The sequence below is a fragment of the Nitrosospira sp. Nsp2 genome, assembly GCF_003050965.1.
In the GTDB taxonomy this organism is placed as follows: Bacteria; Pseudomonadota; Gammaproteobacteria; order Burkholderiales; family Nitrosomonadaceae; genus Nitrosospira.
The window spans coordinates 294,274-312,328 of the sequence record NZ_QAOU01000004.1; the positions used below are offsets into that span (position 1 = coordinate 294,274).

Here is an 18,055-nt window from a genome sequence, read left to right on the forward strand (position 1 = left end):
CTATCAGGCAGGCACTGGCGCGTATTGCTCAACAATATCTTTGTAATGTCTACGCATAAATTTTACAATTTCTTTCATTCGCAATACTTCAGTCGCTACACTGCCCGCCAGGTCAGGATCAGATCGCAAGATTAAAGCACGAAAACTTTCCGTTTTGAGTTCATCTTCCCACGGCACGCTTGCAGGAAACTTTTCCAGTTCTTCAAGCAGTCCAGCGGAAATACAAGCCTTTGACTCCTCACTTTCCAATTTAGTGATCATGTTTGCTGCCTTGTTATGCCAACTATATAACCGGTTAACTAGACTATGGAAATCTTCCAACACTGCGGGGGTAGGTATACCGTACCGGCTTATTGAATTGCGTATGAAATCCAACTCAGCAAGCAAGTCATTGGTTTTGCCAAATACACCTCGTCGCTTTTCTACGGAAATCTTTTCGCAATAAGCAGCTTTAGTTCTAAATGCCAGTTCAAAGTTTGCGTTTTGTGCAAGAACTGTTGACTCCTTAGCCAGCTGGCCAACTGTTTGAGTAAATCCTCCGAAGTCTGCCATCAACCCATAAATTATCAGCGCTGCGCTACCGACAATTTTTATTTTGGTTCGAAGACTTCCTTCCTCAAATTCTATTTCAACTCTCACCCCTTTCCCAAACACATACTCAGCACGTTCCAAAAAATAAGACGTTAAATCTTTTTCTAATTTGGCTAGCGCCTCCTTGTCGTTAAATATGTCTATTTCAAAATGGGAATATGCTTCAGATAATATTTCTTTATCAATATAGTTCGCCATATGGATACCAGTGCAATTATTCGTACTTGTTATGTGCAGGCGTATGAAGCAGCCGCTATGCAAAAGCTTTTAACTGAAAATCCAGTGCCTTGTTGTCTTGCCGGTCTTGTGGCATCAATCAAAGCCGTATCTTCAGTAATCTCATACTTCCAACACCGGTCAAAAATCAGATTCGCGAAGGGGGAGGTTATTAGATTCCCCCTCCATTATCCAGTCGGTACTTATTAACATTATTACCAAGATCGACTTGGTTCATTAAGCCATGTCATGCAAGGATAATTAACGGATGCGCCTTGTTTCATAAGACGCACAACTAATACCACATCATTCGTGTCAATTAGCCTTCGTAATGCGTCACGTATCTCTTCAATAGGTAATCCCGTTTCGATAAGCCAGACTGACTCAAGTTTCTTACAGTGCGTGAAGCGTTTCAGGTAAACATGGACTGGGTCATAATTCCTGCCGGGGGCATTCAAGTCATACGTCACTAGATAGATCGACAAGGTATTTCTCCTATTAGGAAAAAGTACTAGACGGCCTATTGACTGTGAAAAGTGTTTGGGTCACTATTCGATTGCCAATAGACATGTTTGTATTAGGGCTGTTGGCCCCTACCGGCCTTTGATTAGTGACCCCGCCAAGGATATGCTAATCAAGGGCCTTATCTATGCTCACTTGACCGAAGGGCTTGTGTCAAATGAGCAGATTATCTTCTCATGGCTTTCTCCCCATTCTTTCCGCCAAGTCGGCTATTTGATGTGCAGGAAGTCCCATCTTCTTATTTCCTCATCTATATGCGAAATGGCTATACCCATGCGTTAGATGCTCAATAATAGATATACAATGTACCAGATTTAGTATTTTTATCCTTCTGGTGAACTAATAGTAGTACTGTGAGCAGATTAGTGCAACCATTTTGTTACCCAGTGCAAAAATATTTTACCGAATGACTTCAGCCGGTTATCACCTGATATAAAGATTCATCAATTTCATATGATGCGGATCGCATCAAATTCGCCATCGCCAGCAAACAGGTTGATAGGCCAGACAATAGACGCGGCTCATCCTTCTAAAACTACATGTGGTATCTGCTGCGAACCGGAAGGTGAAGGGATGAAAGAAGGTTGATTAAGGCAAGTAGAAGTCTTGCCTCACAGAAAGAAGGGTAGCGCCACAGGCCTGACTGATCTGACGGTCGCTATAAAAATATCGATCCTGTTCGTCTGGTTCCTGATTCTATAACACGTCATCCGTAGAAGGTTTCAGACAAGCTGATAGTTATATCAGCCCTGATAGCTAGGCAAGCTAGCCTTGATTCTCAACATTTCTGCTAGAAAATATTTAGGTGCAATGCACTATATAAAGTGACCCCCTCACCCCCTTCTACCCCTTGCTATACATCTAATACACCTTACTTTCCATTCACATTCCATTCACAATCGTTCACACTTCCATCTAGTTCACAACTTTGCTTTAATGTTATAATACACCTTGCTTCACACAGTAAGATGTTGATAGTAAGAAGGATTTAATACGTGGCGAATTAGCTCAGTGGTTAGAGCAGCGGAATCATAATCCGTTGGTCCCCAGTTCGAATCTGGGATTCGCTACCAACGAATCAGGCGATTGCGTTAAAGTGCGTAAGCCTTTTGTCTTCTGTGGGCCACAAGCCTTCCGCAAAAAGCCTTAACTCTAGCCCAGAGCAATAGGTCTTAGTTAATGCTTCCCGTTGTTGCCAGGATCAGGCCGATTTACTGCCCTGTCCACTTTCCACACATGAACTCTTGTGTAGGTATTGATCTTGTTCGCGCTATACGCGCGGCTTCCTCAACTGGCGTTTCTGAGTTCATCCACCGCCACACATCCTCCGGCGTTAGCACAACCGGCCTACGGTTATGAATATCTACCATTCCCGCCCCTGAAACTTCTGTAACGATAACGAACCAACCTCAACGGTCTGGTGGATATATGGTCTTAAGTTATTCAACCCTGCCATGAAAATAGGCTTATTCACTTTGCACGTAATGTACCAAGGCTGCTTCTTTCCATTCTCAACGGTCCGTTCATACCACCCCCCGGCAGGAATGATTGCTCGCCCTTCCCGAAACAAGTGCCGGAAATATCGTCCTGTTAGCGATTTCTCTACCCATGCGCATATCCACGGTTTCTTTTTCTCAGCCGCCTCTTTAGAGGTCCTATAGCCCCGGGTCACACCGATGAATAGTAATTCGCAGTCGTGAAGCAAATCATCCATGGACATTGACCGGGGCGGTATTGTAGAAGGGATGCGTCTCCTAACCGCTCAACATGCTCGCTGGTTCGGCACCTAGGGGGCTAGCGTAGTACCGCCGCGTTTCCGATTGTTTAAGTCTGCCGCACATGAATTACATTTGTCTACGTTGGTGTCGCCACGCCGAAGGTGGGATGGGGGACGGGTCACTCCACAGGCCACGTTTTGCTACCTTTGCATGGTGCTGCAAGACGTAAAGTTTATTATCCCTCGCGTATTTTCGATATACCCAAGCCATGCCGCGATTAACCTGTTCTGCATTAGCATCTAAGCCAGCACATTTAACACGGGCGACCGTTCGTTTATCGCGGTCTGATGCTCGTGGAATGACTTCTGCCTCCTTGCCGAAACACAGGTTTGTGAGTGACTGCTTGGAGTTGGTACCGAAGGGCTGATCTTTCTCAGGCGCATCAATCTCGGCTAACCGGATTTTGTGCTGCTGCCTTGATGCGGTAAGAACTGTCAAGGTGTCGCCATCTGCTATGCCCACAACCTTTCCGCTAAACGTTTCCGCCTGTGCTACGGACACGTAGAAAGTGCATGTTGCGATGATTGCGAATCGAAATGCTGAGTTGAAGTCTTGCATTTGAGCAGAGCTCGATATGGCTGATCTCAATTTTGAAACGATACTACAAATCTTCAGGGATTATTAGCGTCGATGTCAGGTCTTCCCCGATATACCCCTACTTATAGGATTATCGTTCTTATACCCCCTTACAGTGTCAGAGTTAGAGGCAATGCTGTAGGGCGGAAGAACGGAACTTTTAATCCTCTATGTGAATAAATGAAAGGGAAAGCCGCGTAGTGCCAGATGAAGCACCTACGGATTCAACAATGCCGTTTTGGAACCCTTTCTCGGGGTTTATCCGCTAACTACCATTCGAGTAGCCCGCTACCTCATCAGGTAGCCATAAGATTCGTGTGGTGTTTAGCACAGATCATCCTGCGAGCCGGAGTTATCGTGGGTTCGCGTCGTAATTGAACGCTGTCTTTAATCTCAAATGAGGAGAATTATCATGGCAACAATACATGGGACAAAATATAACGATAATGACACGTGGCAGTGGGTAAAGGATGGGCCCATCATCCCGCCCCGCCCCATCGACCCCTTGCCCCCCATCGACCCCTTGCCCCCCATCGACCTCGGCCCCTCCGATCCCCGGCCCCTCGTCGAACTCTTCCGCCCCATCGACCCCTTGCCCCCCATCGACCCCTGGCCCCCCTTTCGCCACAAGGAATTCTTTCCGTCATTAAAGGGCACAAAAAACGATGACACCATCTCCGGTTACAAGGGAAATGACAAACTTTACGGTTATGGTGGAAATGACACTCTTTACGGTGGTCCCGGCAACGATGATCTCTACGGTGGGACCGGGAACGATACCCTGGCTGGCGGGCCGGGAAAAGACACTCTTAAAGGGGGGGATGGAGCAGACAAGTTTGATTTCGATTCAGTCAGTGAGAGCCCTGCGGGAGGGCAGTACGATACCATCACTGATTTTAGTAAAGACAGATGGGAGTGGGACCCTCTGGTCCGACCGCTTCGTCACCTAATCCCAGGGGATAAGATCGACCTTTCCACAATTGATGCAAATGTGAACTTGTTGGCGGCAGGGAATCAAAGCTTCCGTTCGGGCCAGTTGTCATATGATGCTTTCACGGGAGTTCTAACCGCGAACGTATATGGTGGCGATGACGTTCAAGTAAAAGTGGTCGGTGTCGACGGCTTGCCCGTCTCGGGATTCAATCCTAGCTTAGACGTGATTGCGTGAGTGGAGCACCGCCTGTTGTTGTCCCCTCGCAATGTGTCATTACCTCCTCTAGCAGATTCCACCATTGTTGGAGCGTCGCCGTAAAAACCCACTTGATGCTGGGCCACGGTTGTTGCCGCCGAGCAGGGCGTCGGCGGCTCCTCGTGCAGATCTGCTATGACGCGAGAATTATCGTAGAAGAAGATTAAACAAAGTTCCGCTGCGCCTTCGGAGGCGGTGCCTATTAAATAATCACAGCAATATCGCTACATAGCGAAAGGAAAAAGCCATGAAAACCTCTATATGGTGGGTTACCGCACCGAAGCGTGGGAGGGGAATCAATAATCTCATGACAAGCAATATTGCTGGATGAAAAAAGGAACAATCATGAAATTCTCATCTATATGCACTACGCGATCGTCCGCATCCATGCTGATTCTTGCCTGTACCGTGTTTTTGGGAGTTTCTGGCATTGCGCATGCCCAAAGTAGCAGTTCTTCCGGGCAAAGCGGCCATGCTAAGGAGAACCCCGCCGACCATAGCGACAAGGACGACCCAATCAAAGGTCACACCGGGGAAGGCTACACCGAAAAAAGCTCCACCGAAAAGAGTAAGGCGGGTTCAACAAAACGAATCGGTAAGGAGAACCCCGCCGACCATAGCGACAAGGACGACCCAATCAAAGGCCACACGGGGGAAGGCTACACCGAAAAAAGCTCCACCGAAAAGGGTAAGGATGGGTCAAAAAGAATGGGTCCAAAAGATAAATATTAGGGCATGTCCCAAAGAGAAAGAAGAGATGGGGACCGGGTACATAGATCAAAAGAAAAAAGGGGGCGAGTCCAGACCCGGGATGACCCAGCCCCGACCCTCATGGAGCAGCGTTTCTCAAAGATAAAAACAGGGAAAATCAATGAAAGACCTGGAGGATGAGCAACGCGGTCCATCTGTCCGCGTTAGAGCGGTAATTATCGTGACACAACCGGCGAACCTTTAAATCAATTACCGAGTTTCAGACCTGCAGTAACTTAACGGTGGCCTGTTCAGAGGCTTCCAAATAGCCCGGTGGGCATCTTCTGCTCTTATCCTATCTCCCGGCGTTACATTTCCGTTATTGTTACCGTTACTCCCCCCGTTGGGGCGATATAGCGCCCTAACATGGATGCCTTGCATCAGCCCCGAGTTTCCGATAGATCCCCCTCTTTCTCTTTGCAAATTCCTTTTTTCCTGATTCGTTAACTTATTTCACGACACATATTTTTCCCACGCTAAAAGCTAGTAGCGTCGGGTAGGGCACGAGATGGGGCCCCTGTGTATGTAACCGTACAGACAGAGCTTGAGAAAAATTGCATCCTAGGCACTCCATCATCTATAAGGATAAGAAAATGAAAACAGTTAAACTTTTGGCGAGTGTGTTTATGATCGGGACGTTATTAGCGCCTGTTGCGGGCTTTGCCGCAGATCACGACTCTGATTCAAGTGTGGGCGAATTTGTCAAGGATTCGGTGATTACCAGCAAGATCAAAACCAAGCTGGCCGCCGAAAAGGATGTCAGCGCGACGAGTATCAGTGTTGATACAGATCGGAACGGTGTAGTAGTGCTGAGCGGCACAGCCAGAAGCCAAGCGGAAATTGATAAAGCGCATTCGATCGCGCACTCTGTTGAAGGTGTCACGAAGGTCAAGAATCACATAAAGATTAAGAAAGACCATTAGGCCCAGTGACTCGCGTCCTAGGCCCAAAACGAAACGGCCGGGGTTATCTCCGGCCGTTTTTTTTGTTATTTTGTCATGTAGGGGAGGCAAAAAGACAAAAATGCAAAACGCAAGTAGCGGCAGGTCATCGTCATCCCTCGAATCGTCGGTAACTTCGTACCCCCGGTGCCCGAAATGCTGGGTTTACCCCAGCACTGAAATTAACCGTCGTAACAGGAACTCTTGCCACTACGCAAGCGGAAACATTTATTAGACGTTCGTCGGTATAGCCGACAGCGACAGGCTGATAGTTCTGAATTGGGCAAGAGAAACAGCATGACAGTCGTTTGCTTGAGGGACGAAACCCCCGCGTGCCTTAAGCAAATCGCCAGAAGTATCGACGGCCTCATCTGGTCGGGGTATTCGACGCTTTCATGCCAGTCTCCGGCCCCGCTCCGTTTTACTGGATGCGGAACCGATCACTCCGCGGAAGAAATCAACCAGTTTTGGCACATGGTAGTCGAACGTGAAAAGGTCGCGTTGCTGCCAAACCCGCTCGCGGATGATTTGCAACTGCTCACGATCTCGTAGCTGCGTGGCAAGGTCATCCATCGTGTCAAAAAAAATTCCGGTGCCAAGCTGCTTCGCCAATGTTTGTGTAGCGACGACTGCGCCGTCATTTGCCTTCTGCAGCATCGGCAACCCGGCTGCCGCGAGGGTACTGAGTCGGGCCGGGTAGTTCAGGTCATCCCAGTTTGCCCTCCTGATTTCACCTCCATTGCCGCTGTCAAAAAGGTGTAGCCATCCCGCATCATATTGCGAAAACTCCGTGGTCCAACGGCTTTGGTCTACGTTGGGATGCAAATGCAGATACCCAGGCGCCATGGCCTGAGTTTTTTCTATCCACTGGAGCCACTGTCCATGGGTTATCTCTCCGTAAAAATGCAGATGAATGCCCTGTCTTGCGAGCTCCACCACATGATGCGGGTGGAGGCCGATTGGCCGGCCGGGCGACACGGTATGAATCTCGCTGGCGGTTGAGGAACGCAGTGGTGTGCGCGGCCAATCGAACCAGTCGCGCTTTGGCAAGTCGCCATCCAGCACGTGGGTTGGTTTGCTCAGCGACAGGCCGGGAACGATGGTATCGAACCAGTCTCGCATTTCCGGGCTTGAGAAGATCTGCCCATCCGAATACTGATGCAGGTCGATCAATTGGGGCCAAGTTCCTTTTTCGAGACAAATGAATGGCCCTTCCTTGAAATGCCAGATGAATGGAATGCCAGGGGTCGCCATCAATACCTCATGTGCGAACGGCACGGCCTGCCAGTTGAGCAACGCATAAATAACATCCGGCTGGAGCTGCTTTATCGCTCCGCGCCAGTTGTCTCGCGGCAAATCCTCGACATGTCCGAAAGGCACCGGTCCCACGGTGTTATACCAGTGCGGATTCTGCATCCACAAGCCATACAGCCTGTGCCCCTGCTCTTCCAGTGCAAGTACGCGGTCGGCGTTATACGCCAGTTCGCCGACCAGAAGTATTTTCAGTCCATCGCAGGCCGGGGGCGTATCCGGCCTTTCGCGCATCCTTCGATAGTGGTCCACCTCATCAATCGAATGGCCTACCGAAGTATGAAAGCGCAGCGGTTCTTCGACCCGGTAGTGCGAGCGAAAGGGATTGATGCCGCCTTCAGGCTCTTGCATGATCTTGTGCCGTTGCATCGGATGGGATACCCACTCGCAGGTAATGCTGTTACTGGCGGCAAAAGCGCCGAGGGGCCGCAGCAGCCCCCAGTAGAGTCGCTCCAGGTCATCCGATTCCACTTCCGGGCGTTCCAACCAGCGCGCTGCCGTTTTACGGTGCATGCACTGGACCAGTTGCAAGGAAAATCCGGCAATCTGCCCGCTCGCTTGCCGATTGTAATGGTGGCGGATACCGGAATAAGCTAACACGGCTTCCGGCTGTATCTCGATGCATGTCTTCAGACTATGCAGATGTTCGCGGTAATAGACATCATCGCTCGGCAAGTAAGCGATAAGCGGCGCTTTCGCTTTGGTAATGCCTTCATTCAAGGCATGGCCCAGCCCCTGGTTTTTTGCCAATCGGTAATAACGGATGCGCACGTCGCCCAAGTATTTGGAGACTACCTCCGCGGTTGCATCCCGCGAGCCGTCGTCGATTACGCTCGCTTCCCAATCAGTGAGGACTTGCGCCTGCAAGCTGTCAAGCGCGCGGCGAATGAACCCTGCTTGTTCGTAAGTGGGAATCACTACGCTGACCGATGGAGAGTATGGTGGCTGCATCATTTTTCCTTCTTATGGTTGTGTACCGAGCCCGGGCTGTTGTAGTAAGTATAGTAATAAGGGGACTATCCAGTGAGGTTTTGATACGTCTGAAATCGGACGGAACAGGTACGTTCTGATTCGAAGAGGCGGCCACGTTGCCCAGCCGTGAGCTGCTTTAAACCGATCTACCCAGAGGAATCCCTGGTCACCCCGTATCGACTTGCTTCTTCGCTCGAATCGGAGCAGATGCAGAAATACTTTCGTCGTGCGGGGGCCGGAGCTCACTTGTCGAGCAACCGATTAATGACGTTGCGTGTGATCTTGTCGACGTGAGGATCTTGGGCATTCTCGAGCACCTGCGCCCAGTCGGTCGTTCCGGCGGTGAACACGGTTCCGTTTCGCGCGAAAATCCCCATGGTTGCCGCGTGAATGCCAGCACCTGCCGGGTACATTTCACGCGGTGGGCGTTCCTGCCAGTCGCCATCGAGCAAGCTTGCGGCCAGGACGCGAAACCCGGATGGCGTTCCTGTGAGGTGCGCGTTTGAAGAAAGAACGGCAAGTCCGGCTGTCCCGTCGAAGCTCTCTAATGGTGCACCGTCGCATTCGTATCCGACCAGCGGCGGCGAGGTATTGCTGCCGAATGAATTACCGTGGGACAGCCCGGTCCCGGCGAATACCCAGTGCTCGGGATCCTGCACGATAAATCCCTCCGTATGGCGTGGGCCGTCCCACCAGCCGCCCCCATTCCGGTAACTGACTCCAGTGAGCGCATCCTCAGGACGCGCCGCGCCCGTCTGCGGCCACCAGTGATCGAAGGCGCCATGAGGGCCCCCCTGATGGCACACGATCGCAGTTCCGTCGTCGACGACATGAATGCGCCACCAGCAGAGATTGGCTCCGAAGAAGGCGACGTTCCCGCCTTTCGATACGAAATCTTCCACCCGGTCGCGCGCCGGCTCGCTCCAGTATTCGTCGTGCCCAACGCTGAGCAGAAGGCGATAACGATTACACAGATCGCGATCCGCATGGATATCGAAATCGGTACAGAATTCCGGTGAATATCCGTTCCGCAGGAGCCAGCGAATGAAACGTGCATCCCAATGCGCAAAGGTCTGGCGCGGCGAACTCATGTCGTAGTAGTCGAGAGCGCCCCAGGTCTCGCCCCCAATGCCTCCGCCCGGACGGTGCAGCGATAGTTTCGCCCCCGCCGGGTCCTGAGACCGCGGCGGATTGATGTAAAAACAGCCTCCGCCGGTGCAGTTGTAAGCGTGGTAGGTAGCAAGCGGAATCTTGTAGAGCAGCTTGCTGCGTCGCTTGCCACTCACGATGAACAGGGCTGAAGCGCTTTTGTTTGCCAGATCGATACCGCCCCCGCCGGATTCCTCCAGATGGGCGATATACACCGCTGAAGGCCAATGATGCGGAATCTTGAACTCATACGGCGGCCATTGCCAGTCGTCCGCCGCACTTTGCGGTAACGCGTATTTGCCCGCCAGCCAGCTCGTTTCATGCACGAGCAGCAAGCGCTCGCCCCAACGGTAGAAGAGCACGCGAAAGCGAGCCGCGTCGGTTGAGATGTGCAGCACCAAAGATTCTCCGGGCGCCACGCCTGCGCGGGCAGGATAGCCATGGATCACACGTGCTCTCCTCGTTACGGGATAGGGGCGACCGGCTCTGGTTCGACACGCTTACGTATCAGATAGGGTGGCATCGCAAGCGCATGCATGGGCGTCCGCCGAAACGAGTCCAGCGCCTGAGCCGGTGTTTCAACGATGGGTTCCTCCTTGCGGTTAAAGGATGTGTTGAGTACTACCGGAACGCCGGTGCGTGCATCGAATGCCTGGAGCAACGAGCGCAGGAATGGATCGTCGTGCTCGCCCACGGTCTGCAGCCGCGCCGTGCAGTCGACATGCGTGACAGCAGGGATGATATGCGCTGCCTGCGGCTGGACCGGCGCCGCGAATTGCATGAAGGGGGAGGGCCGGCGGATGTCGAAGAATTCCTCCGCGCGTTCAAGCAGCACTACCGGCGCCAGCGGGCGGAACCACTCGCGCTCCTTGACTTTGGAGTTGATCCAGTCGCGAACATGGCCGTGGCGCGGGTCTCCGAGAATGCTGCGATGGCCAAGCGCACGGGGCCCGAACTCGCTACGCCCATGGTACAGCGCAACCACCTTGGGGACGCACAGCAGGTCGACCATTCGGGTGCACAGGTCGGCAGGTCCTTCGATGTGCTCGACGATGAGGTCATCGGCCTCGCTTAAAGCAGCCTCGATGTCCGCTAGTTGCGGCTCAGGTCCGAGATAGTCATTTTCCCAACGATAGTCGCAGCGCATGCCCGCAAGCTCATTCAGTCCATATACTGCACACCCAAGCGACGTCCCGGCATCGCTCGGCGCTGGTGGAATGAAGACGCGCTGAAAAGGCGTCTCCCGCAGCAGCCGGTCATTGGTTGAACAGTTAAGCCCGGTACCTCCGGCAAAACAAAGATTCTCCGCACCGGTTTGGTGGTGAAGCCAACGGGCGACTTCCAGCACGGCCTCTTCGAACGCCCGCTGCCCTGCGGCAGAAAGATTGGCAGCATCCGTAAAGCGAGAACGATCGCCGCCGGTATAGCGGAAGCGTTCGCGCTCTCGCAGGGTTTCCATCCAACGCATGGGAATGGTCACTTGCGCACCGTCTACATCGAGTGGTGGCAGGCCAAGCACATCCGGATCGCCGTGCGGGGCGAGGCCCATTACCTTGCCTTCGTTGCCTTCCCCCGGAAAAATCGTTTGTGTCAGCAGGAAGTAAAACATGCCCAGCCCGACCAGGCGTCGCTCGTTGCGATCCCACAATTGCTTGCCGATGCATTCGACGTGTTGGCGATCAGATCGGTAGAACGAGGACACCTCCCGCCAGTTCGAGGGTACGTCTTTGGCGCCGCTCCATTTCTCGGTGAACTCGGAAACCGGGCTGCCTTGGCCATCGATGATCATTACTGCCGCCTCCTCGAATGGGGAGGGGTGGAATACGCTATAGACGTGTGCGAGATGGTGCGAGATGCGAGCCCGGCGGCAGTCGGGAGAGATGGTCAACGTTTCAGCCAGCTCCTGCTCGTAGGCGGAAAGATTTTTTATCTCCGTGTCCGAAGAATAACACTCAACGAGGACATCAATCGGCCTCTTCAGATCGGGAAGATGCGGCATGTATATATTACGGAAGTCGTCGAGCTTGCCCCAGTGGTGTTTCTCCCGCGTAAGCCGTTCTTTTTGTATCGCATACACCACCTGTGATCCGCGCATCAGGCATATGCTTGCATCCTGCGTGCGATTCACGCCAAGTACTACTGGTGCATCGGTCATCGGATCCTCCTTTAGATCTGGTGCGGCGTTAGTACACGTTTCCGTATCGAGTTCCCATTTCGGATATTGGATTCGTTACAGAAACCGGTGGAAGCGCACGTTAAGAAATTCTGTCTTTTGGCCTTACGTTCTGCACCTCATTGCCGCTACCAAATAAAATTTGCCGCCAGCCCGAGAGCGTCAATAAGAAGGCCGGGTCAGTGGTTTCGTTGAACAATCCTTCAACCTTGGTGCGGATATAGAGACTGTTATCTGCGTGCGTCACCAGTTTATTGGTCAGGTACGGCCAGCTAAACATGAACTCGGCTTTACGATAAACGTCATACTTGGGCTGTAGACCGGCTATGCCTTGAGTATAGGCTTCCGCCACCGCCCCGCGGCCCGAAGAGGATTGGGCGATGATTGCACTGGCGGCAAGCATTCCTGTTTCCATTGCCTTCCCAATTCCCTCGCCCGTCAGCGGGAAAGTCGCACCGATGCATTCTCCAATACCCATCAGGCCGCCTTTAGCGAAGCGCGCCCCAGCCAAGCCGGTGCGAAGCGGCGCGCCTGTAAGAGGACTCAGGATTGTGCCATCTCGAATCAAGTCCCGTGCCAGGGGCAATTGGGCTACGAATCCCTCATAGGCTCGGCGGGGGTTGCTGTGCTTGTGCGCTGAACCAAAGAAGCCGATACCGATGTTGAATATCGCATCCGGACCGGGAAAAACCCAGCCATAGCCACCCTTTACGGTACGGTCAAAGGCAAATACCAGTTCATTGAAATCCTTTGCCAAGCGTTCGTTGCGCACATACTGACGAACGGCAACGCTTCGGCTCTCAGCTCGAAGCAACAGGCCAGCTTGTTGGATGGGCTTGATAGCGGCGCCTGTTGCCAGCAAAACCCACGCTGATCGGGCAATGACCGAATCGTTGCCGTTAAAAAATTCGACACAGTAAGTTTTTCCATCCTCGTCAGCGATACGAGCGAACTCATGCCCAGACAAAAACTCCGCGCCTGCTTCAATCGCGCTCTTCAACAGTAACTCATCCAGTTTCAGACGAGGCACGCACGCGCCTGCTGCCCGGACCAGCACGTTGCTGCCGTCGAAGCCGGTCAGACGCATTCCTCGGACGGGGCAAGAGATATCGATCACACGTTCAATGAGACCGAGTTTTTTTAGTGCATGGTAAGCGTCGGGGATAAGCGCGTCCCCGCAGACTTTGTCGCGTGGGAAAACCGCTTTATCCAACAGGCCAACGGATAAGTTGGATTTGGCCAAGGTGCGTGCTGCCGCGCAACCGGCAGGCCCCGCGCCAATGACAATCACATCGTAAACCCGACTCATGCCGATTTACTGTTCAAGCCAGGACCGGGCCGGAGCGCCATATTCCCTGTGAACGCTGCGCAGCTACCTGGCCTCAGGCGAGCTGACGCAAATTCCGCTGCAGTCGGCTCCGCCCTTAGTGGGGTCGCAATCATCCGCGGGATCATTCACGCACGTTTTGCCGGCAGGGCATTTAAACCCGGCGATTCCGCCGCACATTTGCTTGGGTTCCTTATCCCCGTATGCGGAGCTGCCCTTGGGCGGGTAGTCGACGCGTTTTCCACCCCCGGGTTTGGTGGGCTCTGCCGCTCCAATATTGACCGTCTCTCGAATTTGCCGCGGCTGTACCGTTTCCACGTCGATGGATTCCACTTCTCCATCGGTATGCCGGGCGGTGTAAACCCCTACAACGTCCAATGGGACCGGACTTTTAATGACCAGAAATCCTTCGAGGAAGGCAAAATCGACGCAGACCCCATCAATCGGACAAAAATAGCCCGCGATATCAAAGCAGCTTACCCCCACCGCGCCGTCCGGCTGTAGCACTGCTTCCTTGAATGGCGTGACGCCGAATGGACCGGGGTCCGAACCAAACTGCGTCGCCAGCGCCACCTTGGCGGCTACGGCGACTTTCTTGTCCGTCGGGTTGTGTATATTGACCGTGGTGCGATACGTCCCCCGTGCCAACGTGCCATCCTGATGTGGCAGCAGAAGCGAACAAGCAACTTTGGCCGCGTACTGGTATTCCGTTTTAATTGTCTTTGAGGGCTGAACGGGCTCTGCCTGGGATACAGGAATAATCCCGGTAGGACCGACCATGGCCCACGAACCCATCAATGCGGCGAAAACGCCGAGCACGCGCAGCTGCTGTTTCATGGTTCCCTCCTTACAGTATTGAGGACGGCAAGAGCGAATTCCTGCAATCATTGTTTTGCAGTGAAAAAAGGCTCAGCTTCTGTGAGCCCCCGATCTATTCATAGCAGCGTTTCTTTTATAGTCAAATCGTTTTGAAATTTACGAGCCACTGCGGGATCCAGACTGATGCGAGGCAGAGAGCTGGTGGGAACAAACGGAGGTGCTGCCGATACTTACGAGCTAGTGAACAGCAGGGGCAAAGGAAGAATCAGGCGGGTTTGGAAACAGGGCAGTTGTAAGGATGGGAATCGCGTTCCCGGCAACTGATTCGATCAGCCAGGCAAAAAGATTAGATATTGGTCACGCGAGCTGTTCTCATGCGCGGTGCGCTAATACTCGACTTAGTTTTTACCGTTGGGGCGGCTAACCAGCTTTTTGAGGAGATCATCACTGGATTTTTTAACCGACTCCAGAACGATATGCAGTTCGAGAAGATTCACGCCCAGATGGTGTTTGCAATGAGGGCAGCTAAGCTTCGGTTCGTACTTCAGCCGCGAGATCGTTTCCTCAAAATTAGCCGAACACTGAGGGCATGCGATTGTTATCTTCTCTAAATCCAGATCGAGCGACACGCGATGCCTTTTGTAATCCAGGTTGTGACCAAGCTTTGGAATCTTATCATATTAGCTAAATCTAACTAGAAGTTAACTAAGGTTCAGCTAAACGTCGGGTCACCCTGCACGCTTACCACACCGGTTTTCAATTTGACCTGTACGATTTGATTACCGGGTGATGACGGTATATGAATAAAAACATCCGTCTCTGGTACGGGCGCACAAGCACAACTTAGTAACTTTTGTGCTTTCTTATAAATTCGTATGCCAACGGTATCAATTACCCTGGTATGAGTACGCTGCACGCCAAGAACTGACGGATGAAAATGGGTTGGATTATCTTATCGAGCGCAGCACCCTGAACATGTGCGACTGCTTCTTAAGATTCGCGCAAGTGCGGTTTGGCAAGCTATTAATAGCGGCGACTTTCACAGCGATAGCGCCGAAGGTGGGTGCAGCCGATCTCGAACCCAGAGCCTATTCCAATATTCCTGTCGGGCAGAACTTTATCGTTGCAGGTTACGCCTTTATGAACGGCGGCGTGGGATTCTCTCCGGCGGTGCCGATTAAAGATGCTCAACTACAAGTTCATACCTCCATCTTCGCTTATGCAAGGTCGCTTGATATCTGGGGGAAATCGGGTAAGTTCGACATCATCGTTCCTCATGCCTGGTTCTCTGGCGAGGCTTTAGTAGCAGGGGAGCCGCGAAGCAGGGCAGTCGGTGGATTTAGCGATCCTGTTGTTCGCCTTTACGTGAACCTCCTTGGAGCCCCGGCTCTTTCAGTCAAAGAATTCGCTAATTACAAACAGGACACCATCTTGGGAGTAAGTCTGGCGGTTTCAGCACCAGGAGGGCAATACGATGATCAAAGGCTCGTGAATATCGGCACTAACCGCTGGTATTTCAAACCGGAAATTGGCCTGTCCAAGAGGTTGGGGCCCGTCACACTTGAGCTTGCTGCAAGCGCATATATTTTTACTGATAACAATCAACCTTTCCAGGGTAGAAACCTGGAGCGGGATCCGCTCTATGCTGCGCGGGGCCATCTGATCTACAGTTTCGGATCCTCCGGCATCTGGGGTTCTCTCGATGCGACGTTTTTTACCGGTGCCCGCTCCACGATGGACGGCAGGAGAAACGATGATATGCAGCAGACCTCGCGCTTGGGTGCGAGCCTGGCGTTTCCAATCAATCGTCAGAATTCTATCAAGCTCTACGGCAGCTCGGTTGTTTCGGCCCAAAGCGGAGCTAACCTCGATATTATCGGGATCGCTTACCAGCACCGGTGGGGGAGCGGTTTTTAAATGCTTCAAATGCCGGTATTTTGAAGTATTAACCCACATTGGACTAGATGAACCAAGGTTCTACTCTTTCACTGATGACGCGGTATTAGTTGGGTTCGGGTTCAATACCTGCCGCCTTCACCCATTAAAGGGCACCCAGCAGGAGGCTTTTGTTGAGATGCCTGGAATTAGGAGCTGCCATCCGGTTAGGGCTGAGCGAGCCTTGCTTACCTGGACGCACAGAGCTGTCCACCCGCACATCAGCAAAGTTTGCCCGCATAGCCTGCCGCTCGGGGATGCCCCGGTACGGGCACTCGCAGCAGAAAAAGCTTCAGGCCGGGTTTGACATAGGTGGTCTGGATGGATTCCGCCCAGTAGCCGGGGCCGACCTGTCCGACGAGGTGAAGGCGGCGCAGTGCGCCCCTGGCATCGGTGAATTCGATTTTGTCATGCGCCGTTACCTGTTCCAGCCAGTCCCCTTTGACCGGGAAATAGGCATGCGCATGTGCGGGGCAGGAGGATGCATCGCCTTCTGGGTATACCCAGGTACGTGCGGGCTCCGTCGCTTTTCCATAGGCGTCGCGTTTCGGCCGCCATTTAAGTACTGCCGGGCCAAGCCCGATTTCCCCGGTGCGCAGTTTGGGGCCGCCCAGATCCACCAGAATACGACAGGGGCGCCCTGTTTCACGACGTGCGCGTTTGATTTGAACGGATCAAGCGCGACCAGACGGCAGGGTCATCGTGCGCACAATTGATACGCGCGCAATCCATGCCCTGAAAAAGCAGTCCTTGATTAAGAGGTAGTCATTCGCGGCGGCGCCTGGCAACGTGACCAAAATACGCACGCGCCTTTGCGCTGGGGGCTTGCCAAGCAAGTCGTTGGTGTTGGTCTCCAGCAGTGCGGGGCCCATCGCCGAAGAATCCATGATGGAAGAAAGCGTTGGCTGTCCCTGCTGTCTAAGCGCCTGCTCCAGCAGAATAATAATTGCCTTGAGGTTGCTTAGAACATGGAACTCCGCGTGCCCCATTGACGACAATCCAGCCGCTGCAAGTTTTTCCTGCAGGGGGCGCACGTCGCGCCGGCTTAAGCCGAGATAATGAATCAGATTTGCCGCACTGACGCGATGGCGCGGATCTACCTTCCCCAGCGTTTCGCTGGCTTCGCTTTCCATTATCGTCAGATAGTGGAGCAATTCGGCTAGTTCGCTTAATAAGTCAGTATAAGGGTCTTTTTTACGCCGCACGGATGAGGTGGTTTTACTGACCTTGCCAAGCGGTTTTTGCCTGTTTTCCATGGTTAACGAAGATTGACATGACACCTACAAGTGTGACAACGATCGAAGGAAGGTTTCTGTAGCTGATGTGGCAAGAATTTTTAAGTGTTTCAGACATTGTAGTGGACATGCCGCGTCGAAAGGAAAAGTTGGCTTTTGCCGCCCACCTTAATGGCAAGATCGAGTTCGATTGTATTGGGGGTTTATTCCAGGAGTTGGGAAAGGGCAAGTTCGAATATCGATTCCGTATTGATCCTCACACCTCGTCTCCATACTGTTTTTGGCCCTGGCCAGCGTTACTTCTTGCTTGTTTCAACCCCTTTCCACGGGGCATTTCGCTGCGCACCTGCTGCCCGCACCTCTTACTTGCGCACCATCTTATCAGCCTCCTACGCTACGTCGATTTTCTCGGATGCCAGTTGTGATGATGTCGTACCTTAGTCCAATTGTTTCACAGAGTTAAACAACGCATAGTGCTCCCTGGCCGCCCGTTTCCCGCTTAGATGAGCTGACGACGTCGCGCTGTCACGAGACTAAACAGCTCGCCAATTTAACACCACGGAGAATTATG

At 52.6% G+C, this 18,055-nt stretch carries 15 protein-coding genes and 1 tRNA gene; 5 read left to right on the forward strand and 11 right to left on the reverse strand.

Annotated features, from left to right (window positions below):
* Positions 1-3 precede the first annotated feature (3 nt).
* Positions 4-789, reverse strand: a complete 786-nt coding sequence (locus tag C8R31_RS11185; RefSeq protein ID WP_107694140.1) for a hypothetical protein — start codon at positions 787-789, stop codon at positions 4-6.
* A gap of 1,537 nt (positions 790-2,326) precedes the next feature.
* Between C8R31_RS11185 and C8R31_RS11195 the strand changes: the two genes are divergently transcribed.
* A tRNA-Met gene (locus C8R31_RS11195) sits at positions 2,327-2,402 on the forward strand.
* A gap of 138 nt (positions 2,403-2,540) precedes the next feature.
* Here C8R31_RS11195 and C8R31_RS16790 read toward each other — a convergent pair.
* The 3 genes from C8R31_RS16790 to C8R31_RS11210 all read right to left on the reverse strand — a co-directional run bounded on the left by C8R31_RS16790 (position 2,541) and on the right by C8R31_RS11210 (position 3,665).
* On the reverse strand, positions 2,541-2,726 hold the full coding sequence (locus C8R31_RS16790) for an SOS response-associated peptidase family protein (protein WP_375136131.1): 186 nt from the start codon (positions 2,724-2,726) through the stop codon (positions 2,541-2,543).
* On the reverse strand, positions 2,693-3,049 hold the full coding sequence (locus C8R31_RS16795) for an SOS response-associated peptidase family protein (RefSeq protein ID WP_107694143.1): 357 nt from the start codon (positions 3,047-3,049) through the stop codon (positions 2,693-2,695). Before C8R31_RS16795 ends, C8R31_RS16790 begins: the two co-directional genes overlap by 34 nt.
* Before the next feature lie 124 nt (positions 3,050-3,173).
* Positions 3,174-3,665 carry a thermonuclease family protein gene (locus tag C8R31_RS11210; RefSeq protein WP_107694144.1) on the reverse strand — a complete coding sequence of 164 codons (492 nt, stop codon included), beginning with the start codon at positions 3,663-3,665 and terminating at the stop codon, positions 3,174-3,176.
* Positions 3,666-4,095: 430 nt separating this feature from the next.
* Here C8R31_RS11210 and C8R31_RS16655 point away from each other — a divergent pair, with 430 nt between their 5' ends.
* The 3 genes from C8R31_RS16655 (at position 4,096) to C8R31_RS11225 (ending at position 6,545) form a co-directional block, all read left to right on the forward strand.
* Positions 4,096-4,851 carry a hypothetical protein gene (locus tag C8R31_RS16655; RefSeq protein ID WP_308811273.1) on the forward strand — a complete coding sequence of 252 codons (756 nt, stop codon included), beginning with the start codon at positions 4,096-4,098 and terminating at the stop codon, positions 4,849-4,851.
* A 366-nt stretch (positions 4,852-5,217) separates the two neighbouring features.
* Positions 5,218-5,604, forward strand: a complete 387-nt coding sequence (locus C8R31_RS11220; protein ID WP_146164587.1) for a hypothetical protein — start codon at positions 5,218-5,220, stop codon at positions 5,602-5,604.
* 611 nt (positions 5,605-6,215) lie between these two features.
* On the forward strand, positions 6,216-6,545 hold the full coding sequence (locus tag C8R31_RS11225; RefSeq protein ID WP_107694146.1) for a BON domain-containing protein: 330 nt from the start codon (positions 6,216-6,218) through the stop codon (positions 6,543-6,545).
* 411 nt (positions 6,546-6,956) lie between these two features.
* On the opposite strand, the gene C8R31_RS11230 is transcribed toward C8R31_RS11225, so the two are convergent.
* The 5 genes from C8R31_RS11230 to C8R31_RS11250 all read right to left on the reverse strand — a co-directional run bounded on the left by C8R31_RS11230 (position 6,957) and on the right by C8R31_RS11250 (position 14,332).
* Positions 6,957-8,828 (reverse strand): glycosyltransferase family A protein, encoded by a 1,872-nt coding sequence (locus tag C8R31_RS11230; protein ID WP_258192679.1) that lies wholly within the window; start codon positions 8,826-8,828, stop codon positions 6,957-6,959.
* A 260-nt stretch (positions 8,829-9,088) separates the two neighbouring features.
* Complete coding sequence (locus C8R31_RS11235) at positions 9,089-10,444, reverse strand: N,N-dimethylformamidase beta subunit family domain-containing protein (RefSeq protein WP_107694148.1); 1,356 nt, start codon at positions 10,442-10,444, stop codon at positions 9,089-9,091.
* 14 nt (positions 10,445-10,458) lie between these two features.
* Entirely contained in the window at positions 10,459-12,150 is a 1,692-nt protein-coding gene (locus tag C8R31_RS11240) for a carbamoyltransferase C-terminal domain-containing protein (protein WP_107694149.1), read from the reverse strand.
* A gap of 100 nt (positions 12,151-12,250) precedes the next feature.
* The gene (locus C8R31_RS11245) at positions 12,251-13,477 is read right to left on the reverse strand and encodes an NAD(P)/FAD-dependent oxidoreductase (RefSeq protein ID WP_107694150.1); all 1,227 of its coding nucleotides are present in this window, start codon (positions 13,475-13,477) and stop codon (positions 12,251-12,253) included.
* A gap of 63 nt (positions 13,478-13,540) precedes the next feature.
* On the reverse strand, positions 13,541-14,332 hold the full coding sequence (locus C8R31_RS11250; protein WP_107694151.1) for a Kazal-type serine protease inhibitor domain protein: 792 nt from the start codon (positions 14,330-14,332) through the stop codon (positions 13,541-13,543).
* Between the two features lie 837 nt (positions 14,333-15,169).
* On the opposite strand from C8R31_RS11250, the gene C8R31_RS11260 reads away from it, so the two are divergent.
* Positions 15,170-16,231, forward strand: a complete 1,062-nt coding sequence (locus C8R31_RS11260; protein WP_219907515.1) for a transporter — start codon at positions 15,170-15,172, stop codon at positions 16,229-16,231.
* Positions 16,232-16,470: 239 nt separating this feature from the next.
* Here C8R31_RS11260 and C8R31_RS11265 read toward each other — a convergent pair whose 3' ends face one another.
* Positions 16,471-16,869: a hypothetical protein gene (locus C8R31_RS11265; protein WP_107694153.1), complete on the reverse strand. Its 399-nt coding sequence runs from the start codon at positions 16,867-16,869 to the stop codon at positions 16,471-16,473.
* Positions 16,870-16,923: 54 nt separating this feature from the next.
* Positions 16,924-17,505: a hypothetical protein gene (locus C8R31_RS11270; RefSeq protein WP_107694154.1), complete on the reverse strand. Its 582-nt coding sequence runs from the start codon at positions 17,503-17,505 to the stop codon at positions 16,924-16,926.
* Between the last annotated feature and the right edge of the window lie 550 nt (positions 17,506-18,055).